The following is a 17,097-nucleotide window of genomic DNA, read 5'->3' as shown; positions in this document are numbered from 1 at the left end:
TTTATAATTGTAGCATTATGTTTATCAATTGCTTCCTTAACTGCATGTAGTAGTAACAACAATGCAAAAACACCTATTGAATCAAAACAAGAGAAAAAAGTAAAAAGCTATTTCACCATTTGTATTGTTAACTTATCTTTTAACATTGACCTATATGAGTCAATATCATATTTTGTATTATTGATTTTTTCTTTTTTCATTTTTAACATATCGAATATTTCTAACTCTAAATTCCTTCTAGCTTCAAGAACTTTTATTGCTCCTTCTACACCTGAATGGTTATGTTCTTTCCCATAGCCTTGGTTAGTGTAATAGTCGACAATTCCTGTGGACCATTCTGGAGTTCTTTCTTTTAATGCCTTCCCAAATGAAAATTCAAGATTATCTTGTTCTACATACAATAACATTGGATTTAAATTCTCTATGATTTTTGCAACTTTCATTACATAATTTATTATTTTTTCTTTTTGTTCACCATATTTAATCATCCCAATAGTTAATGGATTTTGTATGAAACAACATTCAAAAATATAAACTTTATTGTCTTCTAGAGCAATTTCAGCAAAGTCATTCCATTTGTCAGCAATTAATTCAACATTTTTATCGAATGGTAATTCATATATATCGTTTTTGAAAATATCGTGAAATAATTCGTCCGAAAATTGGTCACCAAACTCATTTTTTATCTTTCTGTATGGTAATAAATAATTGCTTCCTTTTTTTAGAACTCTTTTAAGAAGCACTTCTTTAAAATCTCCACTGTTATATAATAATCTATCGAATTCAAATTTATTAAAACAAGATACACCATCATAGTCGGCTGGGTGGTTCAAATTCCCCTCTAAAAATAGTTCAACTTCACTTTTATTTTGGCTTAGAATTTCATTTATTAGCTTTGCAGTGGTCGATTTTTCAAATCCAGGTAATCCTTCTACTATTATTAGTTTTGTATTCATAGTTATAAATCCCTTCCTTCAAAGTATTTAACCAAGATTAAAAAATCACTTACTCCACTGCAATCACCCCTTCAAAATATGATATTTACCATTTCCTTTGAAAAATCATTCTTAAAGCAACCTGACCATTAGTTTAAGAACATTTTTTCACAATGTCCATAATTATTTTAACATAAATTTTCCATTTACCTTTTAAAAAAATATAGTCCACCCTTATTTGAGTGAACTATCTAAAGTAAATTATATCTTTTAAATCAAACACTTTGTCAGTAATCCCCAATCGTTGTGCTGGTATTTTTACTGTTTACTTTTTCCCTTCCTTCGTGGTAAATGGCATACTTTTAAAAGGGGATTCTTTTATTTTCTTTTGCTTAATTTCTTTGTATAATCCTTCATTTTACTCGTTAACCCTATTAAAGCAGGTAACAATATTGGCATCACAATGATAGCTAATAGCAATAGTGCAACGCCCACAACGGATGCTACTTGTATAAGCGTCAATACACCTGAAGGGATTAATGCAGCAAATGTACCAACTAGAATCAGTGCCGCTGATAATACGACTCCCCCTATGTGACGAGATGCATTTACAATTTTCGTCGCTGGGTCCCCTTCTAACTCATTGTATCTCATCATTACAAAAATACTATAATCCACTCCTAAAGCGACAATCATTATGAAACTAAAGAATGGCACATTCCAGCTTAATGACTCTACGTTTAATACGTGTGCACTAATTTGTTCACTCATGCCAAGTGATGCAAAATAAGCTAATATTAAAGATCCAATAATAAAGATCGTATTTAAAAATGACCGTGTAATAATGAGTAATACAATCGCAATTCCAATTAACATAATTGTAGCTGTACGTAAGAAGTCTTGGCCTGTTACTTCTTTTAAATCAACGTTTCTAGCTGTTGTGCCGCCGATTGCTTTTTTCGCCGATTTTAATTCTGTACCATTTAACGTACCGTCTATCGTTTTATTAATTTCTTCAATGATTGGCATCGCTTCTTTTGAATACGGATTTACGTCTAAAATGATTGTCATTTTAGCAGTCTTTCTATCTTGTGACATGTACGTATTCAATGCTTTTTGGAAATCTTCCCCCTCTAACACTTCTTTTGGAATATAAAACTTCTCAGAGCTTTTGGATTCATTTAGCTCGCCTAAATATTTCTGTGCGTCATTTAGGCCGTTACTTACTTTTCCAAGCCCTTCTGTACTTTTAGATAATCCTGATTGTAATTGCCCCATCTGTTCTTGTAAGTCTTTCAGCCCGGTTAATAACTGGCCTTGCCCATCATTTATTTTTGTTAATCCGGTTTGCAACTCAGATGACTTGTTCGCAATTTGTTTTGAGCCTGAAGCACCTTCATTTAATCCATTTTTAAGATCAGCTGCTCCTTTTTGTAACTTAGTAACTCCATCGCTCATTTCTTTTAAGCCGTTATCCACTTTCGATAACGATTGATTTGCTTCTTTAAATGAACCCATCGCCGCTTTGTGCTGCGTTGCTAATTGGTTTAATTCATTTGAAAGCCCACCTAATTGCTTTTGAGCCTCTTTAGCGATCCCTATCGTTTGCAGTATGTTCGGATCATTTACTAATTCTGGTTTCGTTTGAATGAAATTGGTCATTAACATTTCGATTTGTTCGTATCCTTTTTTCGCACCATCAATCGCTTGAGAAATGCTTCCGAAGTATTGATTGTAAGCACTTAAACCTTTTTCTAACTGTGCATAGCCAGCATGAAGCTGTGACGTTGCATTAGATAGGACATTTATATTTTCATTTACTGAAGTTAACCCACTCTCAATTTGCTGTGCTCCTTGTGCCCCATCGTTTATTCCATTCGATAATTGATTCAACGCTGTTCCTAAAGCCGATACACCATTTTTCGCCTCGTTCGTTCCATCAATTAACTTTTGAACATTTGCGAGGCCGTCTGACTCATTACCACCCATTTTATTTGTAGCATCCGTTAAACCATCATTGATTTCTTTTATACCACCATTGGCATCTCCTAATCCTGTATTTAGTTCTCCCGCTTGTTTATTTATATATAATTCTTTTATCTTATCCCCAGTTGGACGTGTCGGTGCATATACTTCTGAAACACCTTTCACTTTCGAAATTTTATCAGTTAACTCATCTAAAGTTTGTAGAGACGTTCCTTCATCTAATTTTTTGTTTGATTGAATCACTAACGTACTTGGTGAAGAAAAACCAGGCGGAAAATGATCTTCTATTACGTTAATCCCCATCTTTGATTCGTACTTATTGTCTACTTCAAATAAGTCATTGTAATTTAGTGTGTTAGAGTATTTCATTACGAAAGGAATCGATATCACAAATACGATGATTAAAGCTGCGAACGGTCTTACTACTGAGTTTTTCGCAAGAAATCCCCATAAACGACTATCCTCATGACCTTTAAATGTTTTAACTGGATAAAACATTCCTTTTCCTAAAAGCACCATAAAAAATGGATTTAACGTAGTTAATACGAGTAATAATACTGCTACACCAATTGCTACGGCTGAAGTAGATTGATATAATTTAAAACTCGCTAAAGCAAGAGATGCAAAACCAATTAGTACTGCTATCCCGCTATATAAAACGGTTTTCCCTGCTGATTTAAACGTTTCTTTCGTAGCCAAAAATGCATTTTCTTGTTTACTTAATTCTTCTTTAAATCTTGTATATAATAAAATGTTATAGTCTGTTCCAACCCCAAACAGGACAACGACTACAAACACTTGTGTAAAGTTAGAAAACGGAAAATTAAATTGATCTACTAAATGGGCAATAATCCCCATTGAAACTAAATATGATACACCAACAGTAAGAAGGGAAACAATCGGAACAATTGGTGAACGAAATACAATGATTAATACAACTAGAATGAAAATGATAGAAATAACTTCTGTCTTCTTCACTCCCTCTTGAGAGGAAGTAAGAAAATCACCCGCTACTAAATCACTTCCTGTTAAGTACGTTTTTACCCCTTTCGTTTGCACTTTTTTATGAAGCCCATTTGCAACTTTTGATATTTCACCATTTTTTTTATTTACAGAGATTTGCGTTAAAATGGTCGTATTGTCTTTAGATATCAACTGTTTTTCCAAATCTTTATTATCTAAATGTGAAACAACTTCCTTAATTCCTAATTGCTCTTTTTCATTTTGTAAAGCATTGATTGTTTTTATTATTTCCTCTTTTTGTTCAGTTGTTAAAGCTGTTTTACTTCCACTATTAAAAACAGCTATAATTTCATACTTTTCAGTCCCGTCTTTACCCATCTCTTTTATCATCTTGTCAGCTATACTACTTTGTTCTGTATTAGGAATCGTAATGTGCCCTTTTTCTTTCACTAATTTATCCATATTAGGCATCGTTACGATCATTGTAATAGTAATAACTATCCATAATAGAAAAGATAAACTTCTCCAATTTTTCAGCTTACTCATTTTAATCATCTCCCGTTTTGAAAATTAAAAGGGAATGAATATTCATTCCTATCCTTTTAAAAATACTTTTTTTCGGAATGAACGTTCATTCCTTTAGTTACACAAATATCCTCTCCTACTCTCATTTTTTAAATCTATTTAGGAATGAATATTCATTCCTATACTTATTAGCTATAGAATCAAATGATTCTAATAGCGTTCCAAGAACTTTCTTCCAATTCTTTTACTAATTCTTTTGAGTATTCTAATTGCCCTGTTGCAATTACCTTCGTTAGTTTTTCTAGCGGTTGATATACAATAATAATTAAAGCAACTGGAGGCAATGGACGAAGAAAACCTTTTGCGATTCCATCTTCAATAATATTCATAAAGAAGCCTATAAAATCGTCAAATATTTGCTTACTCTGTTCGTCAAGAAAATAACTATCGCAGTGAGAATTTGTAAACAAAAAAGCGTCCACATTGTTTCTCGCAAATTCAAATAAACGGTTGTACGTATGACTAAACTGTTCACGAATATTTGCTTCAACAGGAAAATCCGTTTTTATCATTTCAGAAAGCTCTAACATACTTTTTGAAAATAATGAGTTAACAAGCGCCTCTTTATTTTCAAAGTAGCGATAAATAGTACCCGCACCGACCTTTGCTTTTTCAGCGATCATTGGAATTGTCGTACCATCGTAACCACGCTCTGCGAAAAGTTGCATCGCAGCATCAAAAATATCCTCTTGTTTGTTTTTAGCCATTTTTTCCACCTCTATTTTCAGGAATGAAAATTCATTCCGTTTTTAATTATAAATTACATGGATTAAAAGTCAAGTGCGTGACAAAGTATGGTTGCGTTTTAGTGAAAAAATTATATCCACGATTATTAGAATATATCAGCGATTCTCAGGATATATCGGCGCATCTCCAATTATATCAGCGATTTTCAAAATATATCGACTTACCGACAAAAACCGACAACCAAAGAGAAAGCTGTCCCAAAATTTGATTTTGGACAGCCCTATTTTTTAAAAGAAATCATAAATAAATGCTTTACGTACTGGAACTATATTCTCAAACGCTCGTATTTCCTCTTCACTTCCGCTAATTAATTCTAGTTCATTAAGTTCTAACGGACGTTTGTATCCAAACATTATTGTAGATAATGCATTTATATCTAGACTAATTCCTTTATCCTTTATTTCTTCTTCTACAATTGTTATTTCATGATTTGCAAGCTTTACTGTAACGTTATTCCACGGTGCAAATGAATCTGTAATATGTAAAATCACTTCTTGCTGTGCATTCTTCCAATTCAACTCATATTGTTTTAAGAACTGCTCCACATCTACAATTCTGCCCATAAAATATGGCTTTATTTCTGCTTTCACGCGTGGCTCTTTTAGTGTATATAATAACGGTTCGTTTTCACTTACTGTCATTTCAAGTTCTTTAATCATAGAATCATGCTGACAAATAAAGTTCCACAGACCATTTCGCGCTTCATTATGCAGTGGAACAAATTCCTCTACTGTCATTTTGTTTTTTTCAATTTTATATAACATGTAGCCAGCTGCCGTTTTATTTTTATCGTAATAAATCGCTAATGTTAAATCATCATAAACAGCTTGTAACCACCATTTTTCATCGCGAACTAGCATACCGGAAAAACGTTCTGCAAATGTTTCATAAATCTTTTCGACCTCTTCTGGGTGATTTTCTTTATTGAAACGTTTCACAGTACCATTTACTTGTTTTTTCATAACTAAATCACTCTTTGTCATATGACATACAAAGAGATTCGCACAAAGTTCCCAGCCGTATTTACGGTAAAATGAAACAGCAAATGGATGTAGCATTGATACTGTATATCCGTCATTTTTCATCGTTTGAAGTGAGTGTTGAAGCAATTCTTTTACATACCCGCTTCTTCTATACTCTGGATACGTCGCTACCCCTGCAACGCCTCCCATTTTAAATTTCTCTTTGCCTATGTATATATGAAACGGAATAAGATGCAGTTTTGCTGCTACATCTTCACCTTCCATAATACCGTATATTTCATGACTTTCTTTCATCTTTGTAAGTTGTTGCTGCAATCGTTCCTCATCAACTTTATATTGAAAAGCGTATTCCGATAAGCGTAATGCTTCTCTAAATCTATCTTCTTTTAATTGTATAACGTTCATATATTTCTCCTCCATTCCTCGTTTGAATTGTACCATAATTCTCAATATTCCAGTGCGGTGAATGAAATTATATGGACTTAACGACACGAATCCAATATAAAAAGCAGATACATCCCGTATCTGCTTTTTATTGCTTTATTTTGCTAACTTTTGAAGTTCTTCGAAGAATGTAGGATATGATACGCCTACTGCTTCTGCGTCTTCAATTGTTGTTTTTCCTTCTGCTAGACAGCCAGCAATTGCAAGCATCATTCCGATGCGGTGATCACCGTAACTATTTACTGTATTGCCTTTTAGTGCTGATTTTCCGTAAATAATCATGCCGTCATCAGTTGCTTCTATGCGAGCTCCTAGTTTCGTTAACTCCGCAACGACTGTATCGATACGGTTCGTTTCTTTAACTTTTAATTCGTGCGCATCTTTAATTACTGTAATTCCTTCTGCTTGCGTTGCCGCTAAGGCGATAACAGGAATTTCATCGATTAATCTTGGGATAATATCTCCGCCAATTTCAATTCCTTTTAATGAAGATGTTTCGATCGTAATGTTTGCTGCTGGTTCTGATGATCCTTCGTTAATTGGCTCTACAGTGAACGTAGCACCCATTTTCTCTAAAACATCAATAATACCTGTACGAGTTGGGTTCATCCCTACATTTTGTAATACTAGTTTACTATTTGGAATGATTGCGCCTGCTACTAAGAAAAATGCTGCTGATGATACGTCACCTGGTACTTGAACGTCTGTCGCTGTTAACTTCTGTCCACCTGCAAGTTTCACTGTTTTTCCCTCACGAATTACTTTAACGCCAAAGGCTTCAAGCATTCTTTCCGTATGATCGCGTGAAATATGTGGTTCTGTAACAGCTGTTACACCTTCTGCACGAAGACCTGCAAGTAAAATAGCTGACTTTACTTGCGCACTTGCTACAGGTGAAGTATATTCAATTACTTTTAAATCTCCACCACGTATTGTTAACGGTGTAAACGTCCCTTCTTCGCGGCCATCAATGTTTGCACCCATTTGTTTTAATGGATTTGTAACACGTTTCATCGGTCTTTTTGCGATAGATGCATCACCTTGTACGCAAGAGAAAAATGGTGTATTTGCCAAAATTCCTGACATTAAACGTATTGTTGTACCAGAATTACCAACATCTAATACAGCTTTCGGTTCTTGTAAGCCTTCTAATCCTTTACCAACTACAGTGACTTCATCACCATTTTGCACGATTTCTACTCCCATTTCTTTAAAACAAGAAATTGTACTTAAACAGTCTGCACCGGGCAAGAAACCTTTAATTGTTGTTTTTCCTTCTGCAATCGCGCCGAACATGACAGCGCGGTGTGAAATGGATTTATCTCCTGGAATTGTAATAATACCTTTTAATCCGTTATTAACAGGTTCTATTGTTCTTTCCTTCATGTTTTCACCTTCTCATTTAAATTGTTTCATAAGTTTGGTATTTTTCTTCTTTAAGCGCTAGCTTTGCTTTCATACGATCTTCTTCTCTTTGGAAGCTAATACGTAATACCCCAAGCAACCCTTCACGCGCTTCTAATATTTGCAAGTTCGTAATACTAATTTCTTCGCGTGCCAAAATACTCGTAATATGAGCCAATGCCCCTACTTTATCTAAAACATCGACGTACAAGTCGTGATAGGCAGGAATTGCCCCTCTCTTTCGTACTGGTAAAGAGTCACGATATTCTTTCGCGTCTGCAAAATAGTTTTGAATCTCGCCTGCATCTCCGGTAGAAACTGTATCATATAAATCTTCCATTTCAGAGATCCACTCTTTTAATAATACCATTAAATGCTCGCGATTTTGTCTAACAATATCACTCCACATTTTTGGACTACTAGATGCGATACGTGTAATGTCTTTAAACCCTCCGGCAGCTAGTTGATGAATGAGCGGATTATCTCCTGCATGTTTCTCCACTTGCTTTACTAATCCAGCTGCGATAAGATGTGGAAAATGACTAACGATCCCTGTTACATAATCATGTTCCTCTGTATTTAGAACGAGAAAATGAGATCCTGTTCCTTGTAACCAACGCTTTAGTTCTTCCACATGTTCATTTGGCACATGATTCATCGGCGTTAAAATGTAAAATGCATTTTCAAATAAATGCGCTTTTGCACTTTCAACTCCCGTTTTATGAGAACCTGCCATCGGATGTCCACCAATGAAAGATACTTCCTTTGAAAATAAAGCTTCCGCTTCATTCATAATTGTTCCTTTTGTACTACCAACATCGGTTACAATAACATCTTCTCTTAAACGAAATGACGCTAATTTGTGTAATAACTTCTTCGTTTCTTCAACTGGAGAAGCAAAAACAATTAAATTCGCCTCTTCGCATGCACGCTGTAAATCTACTGCCACTTCATCTACTACGTGTAATTCTTTTGCACGCTCTACTTGTTCTTGAAATATATCATAACCTGTTATCGTTACATCGTGCTCTTTTTTAATTGCTAATGCAAGAGAGCCTCCGATTAAACCTGTTCCAATTAATACTACCTTTTTACGCATTTGCCTCATCTCGAGACTTTCTTTTTTTATTTTCAAAGTGTTGTTTTAACACTGAAATCACTCCTTCATTTTGCTCCTTTGTTCCGACTGTAATACGGACACCATTCGGGAACGGACGTATAATAAACCCTGCGTGTGCACAAGCTTCATAAATCTCTCCAGCATTCTCAACTGGCAAGAAGATGAAATTTGTTTGCGATGGATAAAATGGAATTTCTTTTTCCTTACAAAAGCTCTCGTATTGTTGTAATCCCTCTGTATTTACACGAACTATTTCTTCAATAAACTCATCATCACCAAAAGCAATCGTCGCTACTTTTTGCGCTAATGAAGATACGTTAAATGGCAAACGTACGACATTTAATTTCTCGATTAGCTCTTCCTGTCCAATTGCATATCCAACGCGGAAAGAAGCTAATCCGTACGCTTTAGAAAATGTTCTAAGTACAAGAATGTTTTTATGTTTTTCTAAAAGCGGTAATATCTCCGGGAAATCTTTTGCTGTTACGTATTCATAGTACGCTTCATCAATGACAATTAACGTATTTTCACTAATACCTTCAATAAATTGAGTCAATTTTCGATCATTCACATATGTGCCTGTCGGGTTGTTCGGATTACAAATCCATACAATTTTCGTATTATTATTTATTGCTGACGAAATTTCGTCTAAATCGTATACACCGTTATTTAAAGGGATTTCTTTCACTTCACAACCTTCAATAATTGCATGATGACGGTACTGCGGGAATGTTGCACCAGCCGTTACAATGTTATCTCCTGCTTTAAGTACTGCACGGCTTATTATTTGAATGACTTCATCTAAACCACTACCGCAAAGTATTTGTTCCATTTGAACATGTAACTTATTTGCAATTGTTTGACGAAGCGCTATAGCACCTCCGTCAGGATATAAAGCATGTTCCAACCACGATTTTTGCAACTCATCTAAAACACGTGGTGAGCAGCCGAATGGATTTTCATTTGATGCTAATTTCACAAATGAATGATCTCCGTACACTTCTTTCATTTGTTCAGGTGATTTACCTGGTGTATATGGTTGTAATGATGAGAGTTGATCTTTCACTTGCATGTTAAAACCACCTTTTTATTAAAATTCTTTTGCATATTTATTATGTTGCGTAATGTTTTGCTGAATTAAATCCATACGATCTTTTCCGAATTGTTCGACTAGTGCATGTGCAAGTTCCCATGCTACAACAGATTCAGCTACTACACCTGCTGCTGGTACTGCACAACTATCAGATCTTTCAATACTCGCTTGGAATGCTTCTTTCGTATCAATGTCAACACTTGCTAACGGTTTGTATAATGTAGGTATTGGCTTCATAACTCCTCTTACGACAATTGGCATTCCTGTTGTCATACCGCCTTCTAAACCGCCGGCATTATTCGTTTTTCTCGTGTATCCATTTTCTTCATCCCATAATATTTCATCGTGTACTTTACTTCCTGGCTGTCTTGCTGCTTCAAAACCAACGCCAATTTCAGCACCTTTAAATGCATTAATACTCATAATTGCACCAGCAAGTTTTGCATCTAATTTACGATCGTAATGAACGTAACTACCAACACCTATTGGCATACCTTCTGCAATGACTTCAACAATACCGCCGATTGAATCCCCACTACTTTTAGCGTTATCTATCGCATCCATCATCTCTTGTTCTACTTCTTTATCTAAACATCGAACTGGTGAATTTTCAGTAATCGTTTGAATTTCTTCTATTGGTAAGTTTGAAATTCGTTTCGCTTGTACCCCACCAATTTCAAGAACATGCCCTGCAATTTCTACGCCTAATTCTTTCAAAATTTGTTTTGCAACTGCACCAGCAGCTACACGAACTGTCGTTTCTCTTGCAGATGAGCGCTCTAGTACGTTTCTTATATCACGATGTCCATATTTAATTGCGCCGTTTAAATCCGCATGTCCTGGACGTGGTTTTGTAATTGTACGTTTCATATCTTTACTTTCTTTTTCCGAAATTGGCTCTGCACCCATTACTTTCGTCCAATGTTTGAAATCATCATTTTTAACGATTAACGTTATTGGTGAGCCAAGTGTCATCCCATGACGAACACCACTTACAATTTCAACTGTATCAGTTTCTATTTGCATACGTCTTCCGCGTCCGTGTCCTTTTTGTCTTCTTAATAATTCTTTATTAATATGTTCCGCTGTTAATGTTAAGCCTGCTGGTACACCTTCTAAAATAACTGTTAACTGCGGTCCGTGTGATTCTCCAGCTGTAATGTATCTCATTTCTCTTGCCCCTTTACTATTTTTTTGTACAAAAAAGTCCCTACTGAGCGCTCAGTAGGGACGATGTTTATCGCGGTACCACCCTAGTTGTAGACAACTATCGTCTACCTCTCTTCTTCTTTAACGATCGTTTGACCGTCTTTCCCTCCAAAAGTTGGCGGAAAAGATGCTCCAAGGCTGTAATTCATGCTTATCTTTGTACTGATTCACACCGACCATCAGCTCTCTTTAACAGTGAGATAAGCACTACTGTTTCCTCTTCAGCGCATATATGATATGGAATTAAGATAATTTATTTTTGAAACCTTTTAACTCATCCATGAATCTATGGAATTCTGGAATATCCATTTGTTGTGCAGAATCTGATAATGCAACCGCTGGGTCTGGGTGTACTTCAGCCATTACTGCATCTGCGCCAATTGCAAGCGCTGCTTTCGCTGTTGGTAATAATAAATCTCTGCGTCCAGTTGAATGCGTTACGTCAACGATTACTGGTAAATGTGTTTCTTTCTTTAAAATCGGTACTGCTGAAATGTCTAATGTGTTACGTGTCGCTCTTTCGTATGTGCGGATACCACGCTCACATAGAATAATTTGGTCGTTACCTTGTGCAATGATGTACTCAGCTGCGTTAATGAACTCATCAATTGTTGCTGCTAATCCACGTTTTAATAATACTGGCTTGTTAACTTTACCTACAGCTCGTAATAAATCGAAGTTTTGCATGTTACGTGCACCAACTTGAATTACATCAACGTAGTCTAATGCCATTTCAACATCGTTCGGATTTAAGATTTCACTAATGATCGCTAAGTCGAACTCATCTGCTACTTGGCGTAAAATTTGTAATCCTTCTACTCCTAAACCTTGGAAATCGTATGGAGATGTTCTTGGTTTGAAAGCACCACCGCGCATTAATTTTAGGCCTTGGTCTTTCATCGCTTGCCCTACTTGGCGAACTTGCTCTAAGCTTTCTACCGCACAAGGTCCCATGATGAACGTTTGTGTTCCGTTTCCAATCAATTCACCTTTTACATTAACGATTGTATTTTCTTGTTTCTTTTTACGTGATACTAGTAATGCTTTACGGTTATCATCTTCTTGTAATTCTAAGCTAGCTTTGAAGATTGTTTTGAAAATGTGTTGAACTGTTGACGTTTCGAATGGTCCTTCGTTATGCTCTGCGATCATATCAAGTACTTCACGCTCACGTACTGGATCAAAACGTTTCGTACCTTGTACTTGCTTTTGCTCTCCAATTTTTTGAACGATTTCACCACGTTTGTTTAAAAGGTGTAATAGTTGTAAGTTAATTTCATCTACCTGTTTACGTAATTGATCTAATTCATGATTTGCCATTTGGAAATCCTCCTCTAATGTTTAAAAAGTATAGTAAGAGAATGAAAAATTCTCTATTTTCTGAACTGATAAATTATACAAAATTTAAGTGGAATCGATACCTCTTCTTATTTTAAACGAATACTTACTATAAGGACATTATCAACTCAATCAAAACCCACTTTTTTGTACAAAAAATCCCTACTGATCCAATCAGTAGGGACGATATTTATCGCGGTACCACCCTAGTTGTAGACTTATTTCGTCTACCTCTCTTCATTGTTAACGATCATCTGACCGTCTTTCCCTTCATAAAGACAATACTATCTTTACTACGAAAAAGATGCTCTAGGACTGTAATTCGCTCTTGTTTTTGTACTGGTTCGCACCAACCACCAGCTCTCTGTTACAGGGAAACAACAACTACTGCTTTTCCTTTCAACGCATATATATTTAATTTTCAAGTTGGACCACTAAAATACAAAAAGTCCCTACTGAATAAATCAGTAGGGACGATATTTATCGCGGTACCACCCTAGTTGTAGACTAACTTTCCGTCTACCTCTCTTCACTGTTAACGATCAATTGACCGCTTTTTCTTCATAAAGACAATACTATCTTTACTACGAAAAAGATGCTCCAAGACTGTAATTCATGATTATCCCTGTACTGGTTCACACCAACCACCAGCTCTCTGTTACAGTAAGATTAACCACTACTGTGATCTCTTCATTGCACTTTGTTTATTCAAATGTTTTTGAAATTGAATAAGTATGATTCGTATTATAGAACGCTTTTCAAAACACTGTCAACAACTTTTTATATATTTTTTAAAATTCCACTTCCGCCCTATATTTCTTCTTGTAAATTATCCATAACAATTCCGATGCGAATTATCTCATTATCTATTGCATTTAATACATATTTTTCTACTCCATACTGGATTAATATTTCTTTTATTTGAATGATTTCAGTTTCAAGTAAATCGGCTTCTTGAAGCGTTTGTAGTAAAGTGAAAAATACATTTCCATACAATTCTTTATACATTTTTATACTCTCTGTCTTTTCAAGTATTTCATTAAACAACTGTTTTAACTCCGTTTGATTCCCTTTTCCAACCAAACCTGAAAATGTTTTTATTATAGATAATCCTCTTTCTACTATTTCATCCATAAATAAAATAATACGCAAAAGCATTACATATTCTCTAGCTGTGATTTCACCCATTTTCGGTCGCTCTCGCAAAAATACACTGAGCCAAGATGCCCAAAATTTTTGTTGTTCTTTTGCACTTAACGTTTTGACGTAATAGCATAAAAACTGCATAAATTTAATTTTATTTTCTTCATTTTCTTGTATAAGCAATGGGTATAGCCAATCCGTTTTTTGCTCCCAATACAGTACACATTTAATAAATACAAAACTAAGCCATTTCAAGAAAGCTTCCCTCGTATGCGGATGCAATACTTCCAAATGTTCTACCGCATACTTAATAAATCGCTTCATCTCTGTAAATAAAGGTAAATTGATTTGCGTGTAACATAAGCCTGCCCATGCATATTTCGTAATCTCATTTTCTTTCTTTAAATCTAAGCACGGTAGCAAATATTTTCGGCACCATTGTTTCTCAATATGATAAAGAAATGTTATATCCGCTACTAAACGAGCTAACATAAAATTTGTCCGTTCTGTACTAACTCTTACTTGTTCTTCAAATAAAAATAAATATTCATACACGTTACGATCGTATAAATGATCATATGATAACAGTTTTAATAATACAGCTGTCATTTTCCCAACAGGATGCTGGATTGATTCATTGTAAAAATCTTGTTTTCCAAGTTTAAAATCTGTATCACTTTTCATTACTTGAGGGAATACCGAAAAAGCAAAACGTTTCACATTGCGTATACTATTTTCCTCTAACTCTTCTAATCGATTACTAATCTCATATAGAAAGCTACTAATTAACCAATGAAAAGCAGTATTTCTAACAAATTTCTGTAATAGCGGAATTACTTTTTGGATTTGTTCATTTGTCAATCCTCGATTATTTCGCCACTCTCTAATACAAACAAACCATACTTCATTACTTATTTCGTGCATACCAACTAATTGATAGGCAAATGAAATACTCCATTCTGTATTCAACTTACATGCTTTCGATAACATCTCTAAAAAATGGCGTTGTTCAAAAACACCATCTTGAGAAAATTGACGAACTTGCTTCATAATTTCATCGTCTTTCAACTGCAATAATCCATCAGCAGTTACATTACAAGTAATACTTTGATCTGCCGTCTCTTTCTTTTGTACACTATATCGATCAGAATGAAAGTGAGGATGTTTTTGCTTCATTAACTCATAACCTTTTGCTGTAGATGGACTATTCGAATCACAAGTGAATAACAAATCTAAAACTAAACAAACATCAAATGCTCTCTCCTCTGCAAGGTCCTTCAATACAATTTGAATAACCTCTTCCTTTGTTTCTTCTAAAGAGTGTGCGAAATGATTTTTTATAAGTTGAAAAACTTCGTGTTTATACGTGACATCTAAAAGAAGTCCTTCCTGTAACAACCATTTCATTTTGGCATCGGCGCTAACGAATATATTTTTATTCATCGCATCAATTGCAATTCGGTTCTGAAGCATGCTGTTTGCTTCTATCATTTCTGTAATATAATAATTTGCTTTTTTTTCATTATTTTCACACAAATAAGCTAAACACTCTTTTACAATTTGAATTAAAAATGCAAGATCATTTTGCTGAAACTCTTTTTCAACATTTTCCTTATCCTTTTTTTTCAGTGCCGTTTGTCGTAGTGATAACATTCGCATCTTCTCTATTCCCATCATCATAATTGGTACGGCGTAATAGGAAATATGAGGTTTCATCTTCTCATTCCAAATTTGCTCCACATAAGAAAATGTAGACACTGGTAAACGACTCGATTCCTCAAGTTCTATTGATTCTTGCGTATCATTTCCCCATTTTCTTTCCCGCTTCAATTTCAGTTTTCCGTCCAAAATAAACGTTAGTAATAATAAAGCAATTTCTTTATGCTCAGGAAAAGAACATTTTTGCAGTAAGCAAGAAATTTTTTCAATAGATTTACTATCTTTTTCAGCTGTTTCTAATAAAAGAAGCGTCCATCTTGCAAACAACAACGGGTCCATTTTAATTTTCGTTTCGTTTAAGTAGCTACAAATTGTTCTCCATAATAACGGAGATATTTTAGAATGATTTTTAAAAATTAATTGAAATAATTCTTTTTGATGACTAAAAAGAAATTGTTCCACCAACCATTCTGCAAGTAATTCATCTACCTCATTATCGTTTGATGTAACTAAAAATAAATTTTGTAATTTCCCTTCTGCTTCAAGCCATTCCACCCATTCATAATCATGAGCAAATTCAACAAAATAGCGGACTGTTTCAATTTTTTTTATGGATTGTTTTATGTATGATAATTGTTCCTGCTCTACTGACGGTGGAACTGTTACTATGTCACGAATCCGCATTCGTTTTGTAATATAATTATCTCCCATTAATTCCGCCCATCGCTTCACTGCTTTAACAAGAGATTGATGATTATTACCTTTATTCGGGTATACAATCGGCCGTATTCCTAAATGCTCCCAATGATACGTATTTTCCCCTTGTGCAACAAATGCATAACGCCTTGTACTTGGCGGTAAACCAGTAGCCAAATATTTCATTACTGGGTCATTATGGCTATATCCAACGAATAAAACAGTATAATTCGAGAATAAATCAACTAAAAACCTTCTTGCCCAGCCTTCGGTCAAGTAAGCCCTTCCAAAATCACCATCTGTTAAAATTAAAGCTTCTTTTTCTTGTTCTATATTGCCATGTATGTAAGCGAGTCCTTTAAACGCTCTACCTGTAGGTAACGCAGGTGCGTAATATACGTTTAATTCTCTATTCATTTCTTTCATCGCAGTTGTAAAATGCCGATCAAAATTTGTCGTGACAATGCGGACTTCCGTATCTAAAGGAAACAACCTCGGAATCGCATAATGAAGCGGATTCGGCTTTGATTTTTCAATATGAACTAAATCTCTTGCAACTTGATGTACATCTTTTGTTTTCGCAATTTTACCAAGATAATAATCATGAGGTTCTGTTATTTCACGCGTTTCTACATATAACGTTTTCGCAATCTCATCAACTAGATCATCAAAATTCGGTAAGTTTGATTTCCCTTTCATAGAAACTCCCGCTCCAACAAATAGTACTAACTTTCCTTGTTCAAGATGATCAATTAACTCCTCTGGAATTTCTACTTCTGAAGTAATCCACAT

General features: G+C 34.9%; 10 protein-coding genes and 3 other annotated features. All 10 genes read right to left on the bottom strand.

Annotated elements, in window-relative coordinates; translation table 11 throughout:
• Positions 1-107: 107 nt before the first annotated feature.
• On the bottom strand, positions 108-956 hold the full coding sequence (locus ACUN0F_RS18480; protein WP_445539897.1) for a hypothetical protein: 849 nt from the start codon (positions 954-956) through the stop codon (positions 108-110).
• A gap of 357 nt (positions 957-1,313) precedes the next feature.
• Entirely contained in the window at positions 1,314-4,430 is a 3,117-nt protein-coding gene (locus tag ACUN0F_RS18475; protein WP_445539896.1) for an MMPL family transporter, read from the bottom strand.
• Between the two features lie 179 nt (positions 4,431-4,609).
• Positions 4,610-5,176, bottom strand: a complete 567-nt coding sequence (locus ACUN0F_RS18470) for a TetR/AcrR family transcriptional regulator (protein ID WP_001107302.1) — start codon at positions 5,174-5,176, stop codon at positions 4,610-4,612.
• A 267-nt stretch (positions 5,177-5,443) separates the two neighbouring features.
• A complete protein-coding gene (locus ACUN0F_RS18465) occupies positions 5,444-6,604 on the bottom strand; it encodes a GNAT family N-acetyltransferase (RefSeq protein WP_445539895.1) in 1,161 nt (386 codons plus the stop codon).
• A gap of 135 nt (positions 6,605-6,739) precedes the next feature.
• Positions 6,740-8,029, bottom strand: a complete 1,290-nt coding sequence (aroA, locus tag ACUN0F_RS18460; RefSeq protein ID WP_445539894.1) for a 3-phosphoshikimate 1-carboxyvinyltransferase — start codon at positions 8,027-8,029, stop codon at positions 6,740-6,742.
• A 16-nt stretch (positions 8,030-8,045) separates the two neighbouring features.
• Positions 8,046-9,146 carry a prephenate dehydrogenase gene (gene tyrA, locus ACUN0F_RS18455; protein WP_264461802.1) on the bottom strand — a complete coding sequence of 367 codons (1,101 nt, stop codon included), beginning with the start codon at positions 9,144-9,146 and terminating at the stop codon, positions 8,046-8,048.
• Positions 9,139-10,239 carry a histidinol-phosphate transaminase gene (gene hisC / locus ACUN0F_RS18450; protein ID WP_445539893.1) on the bottom strand — a complete coding sequence of 367 codons (1,101 nt, stop codon included), beginning with the start codon at positions 10,237-10,239 and terminating at the stop codon, positions 9,139-9,141. The genes tyrA and hisC overlap by 8 nt, the downstream gene beginning before the upstream one ends.
• An 18-nt stretch (positions 10,240-10,257) precedes the next feature.
• Complete coding sequence (gene aroC / locus ACUN0F_RS18445; RefSeq protein WP_001269422.1) at positions 10,258-11,430, bottom strand: chorismate synthase; 1,173 nt, start codon at positions 11,428-11,430, stop codon at positions 10,258-10,260.
• 53 nt (positions 11,431-11,483) lie between these two features.
• Positions 11,484-11,703: a binding site (T-box leader), on the bottom strand.
• A gap of 9 nt (positions 11,704-11,712) precedes the next feature.
• The gene (locus ACUN0F_RS18440) at positions 11,713-12,789 is read right to left on the bottom strand and encodes a bifunctional 3-deoxy-7-phosphoheptulonate synthase/chorismate mutase (protein WP_001273578.1); all 1,077 of its coding nucleotides are present in this window, start codon (positions 12,787-12,789) and stop codon (positions 11,713-11,715) included.
• 194 nt (positions 12,790-12,983) lie between these two features.
• Positions 12,984-13,219, bottom strand: a binding site (T-box leader).
• A 54-nt stretch (positions 13,220-13,273) separates the two neighbouring features.
• Positions 13,274-13,510 (bottom strand) — a binding site (T-box leader).
• A gap of 107 nt (positions 13,511-13,617) precedes the next feature.
• Positions 13,618-17,097, bottom strand: coding sequence for a DUF4020 domain-containing protein (locus ACUN0F_RS18435; RefSeq protein ID WP_445539892.1), 3,480 nt, complete (start codon positions 17,095-17,097; stop codon positions 13,618-13,620).

The sequence above is a fragment of the Bacillus sp. 1A genome (genome assembly GCF_052682215.1).
This window is presented reverse-complemented; position numbering and strand designations above follow the sequence as displayed.